2 protein-coding genes are annotated in these 1,710 nt (G+C 43.1%); one reads left to right on the top strand and one right to left on the bottom strand.

Annotation, left to right across the window (positions count from 1 at the left end; translation table 11 throughout):
- Nucleotides 1–215: 215 nt before the first annotated feature.
- A complete protein-coding gene (locus CGZ90_RS18995) occupies nucleotides 216–1,100 on the bottom strand; it encodes an alpha/beta fold hydrolase (protein WP_094254082.1) in 885 nt (294 codons plus the stop codon).
- A gap of 211 nt (nucleotides 1,101–1,311) precedes the next feature.
- Here CGZ90_RS18995 and CGZ90_RS20400 point away from each other — a divergent pair, with 211 nt between their 5' ends.
- Nucleotides 1,312–1,473: a sporulation protein YjcZ gene (locus CGZ90_RS20400; RefSeq protein ID WP_106408328.1), complete on the top strand. Its 162-nt coding sequence runs from the start codon at nucleotides 1,312–1,314 to the stop codon at nucleotides 1,471–1,473.
- The last annotated feature ends 237 nt before the right edge of the window (nucleotides 1,474–1,710 follow it).

Raw genomic sequence — 1,710 nt, forward strand, 5'->3', positions numbered from 1 at the left:
AGTCGGCACCTTACACTCCGATCAACTTTATCAAAGATGAATTCTAGACGACCAACAAATGTGATGAAAGTGCCAGCCACATCAATTGAATCTAAAATCGGAACATATATTGATTACACATGGAAGTTTAAACTACACCGGCACTAGCGGATTGCGCTGAATCAAAAGCAACAATCGTTTTAGAAATGTGCCATAAAAAAGCAGCAGACAGCCGTTCAAGAAGGGAGCGGCTGTACTGCTGCTTTTTCTGGTTCGTGAAGAAATTTAGTGACTTCTGAGATAATGTCTTCTGGCTTTTCCTCCATGATCAAATGCCCGCAGTTGTCATAAATGATCAGCTTTGCATCCGGCAGATCATGCTTTAGGCGGTAGCCTGTTTTTACAGGCATCACTTTGTCTTCTCGACCCCAGATCATAAGCACAGGAGTGTGTATATTCTGGAGGTCAGCTCTTTCTAAATCACCTTCACGATGACGCAGAAGCCTGATAAGCGAATGAAAGAAGCCTGCTTCCGTCAAAGGCTTGCTGTAACCGTCGATCAGTTCTTTTGTAACAAGCTTAGAATCATGCAGGACGGCAAGGAGATTATCTTTTACGTTTTTGCGCATCACCCAAGTTCTCATGCCCCATGAAAAAAACGGGATATACGAGCAATAGATGACAGACCTGCTGGCTCGCTTAACATAGCCGCAGCATCCTAGCAGCACAAGTTTTTTTACACGATCTGGCGCAAGCTTGGCAGCGTGAAGGGAGACTTGTCCTCCCATAGAATGTCCGATCAGTACTGCCTGCCTGATGTTAAGCTTGTTCATAAAATCAATGACAAGCTTTCCGTAGTTGCACAGCTTGTAAACAAATGTCCTTGATTTTTCACTTCGTCCGAAGCCAGGAAGGTCTAGCGCGATAACATGGTACTCTTTTGTAAGCAATGGAATCAGTTTTCTGAAGCTTAGCGTTGATGATAAAAATCCATGAATCAATATTATGGTCTCAGCTTCTGAAGATGATTGATTTTCGTAGTATTCGTAATAAACATCCACACCGGAAACGGTCAGCCGGTAGGATGGAGTATATTCTCCGACATTGGATCTTTCTTCCATGTAATCCCTCCGGATGCAAGGTATAATGCACTGCTTTTGTTGGCCTCAGCCGACTTTTCTTTATTTTTGCCAGAACTGCATTACATTACTTTGGAAAAATTTTATAAAGCCCATCCATAAATTGTGCGTTTGCCTCTATTCCTCTTTACCCTCTTCGTACATATTTTATTAATGAGCAAGAACGCAAAAGAGATTGAAGGAGGTAGACAGAATGGCTTATCCATATTCTCCATATAGCGCCTACGTCTGCTATCCGTATGGTGGTTACGGATACGGAGGCGGATATGGCTGGGGCTGGGGCTGGGCGGTAGCGATTATCTTGTTGATTCTCATCCTTATCTTTGGTGGTTTCTGGTGGTATACAACAAGATAAACAGGAAGAGCTTGGAGCTCGGGTGCTTCAGGCTCTTTTTGAATGTATGTCTGGAGAATTGGGGATACTGAAACAAAAATTGGAGAGAGATGCGATGCACAGCCGGCATACTGTACTTTATATATGCGAGGAATACCTAAGTGGAAACCGATATTATTATAAAACAGAACTGATCACACATGACTCTTGGCAAAACCCGGAATCCATAGCCTGGTCAAGACCAAGACCCATTTCAAA

Origin of the sequence: Fictibacillus aquaticus (assembly GCF_002245695.1) — a bacterium.
In the GTDB taxonomy this organism is placed as follows: Bacteria; Bacillota; Bacilli; order Bacillales; family Fictibacillaceae; genus Fictibacillus; species Fictibacillus aquaticus.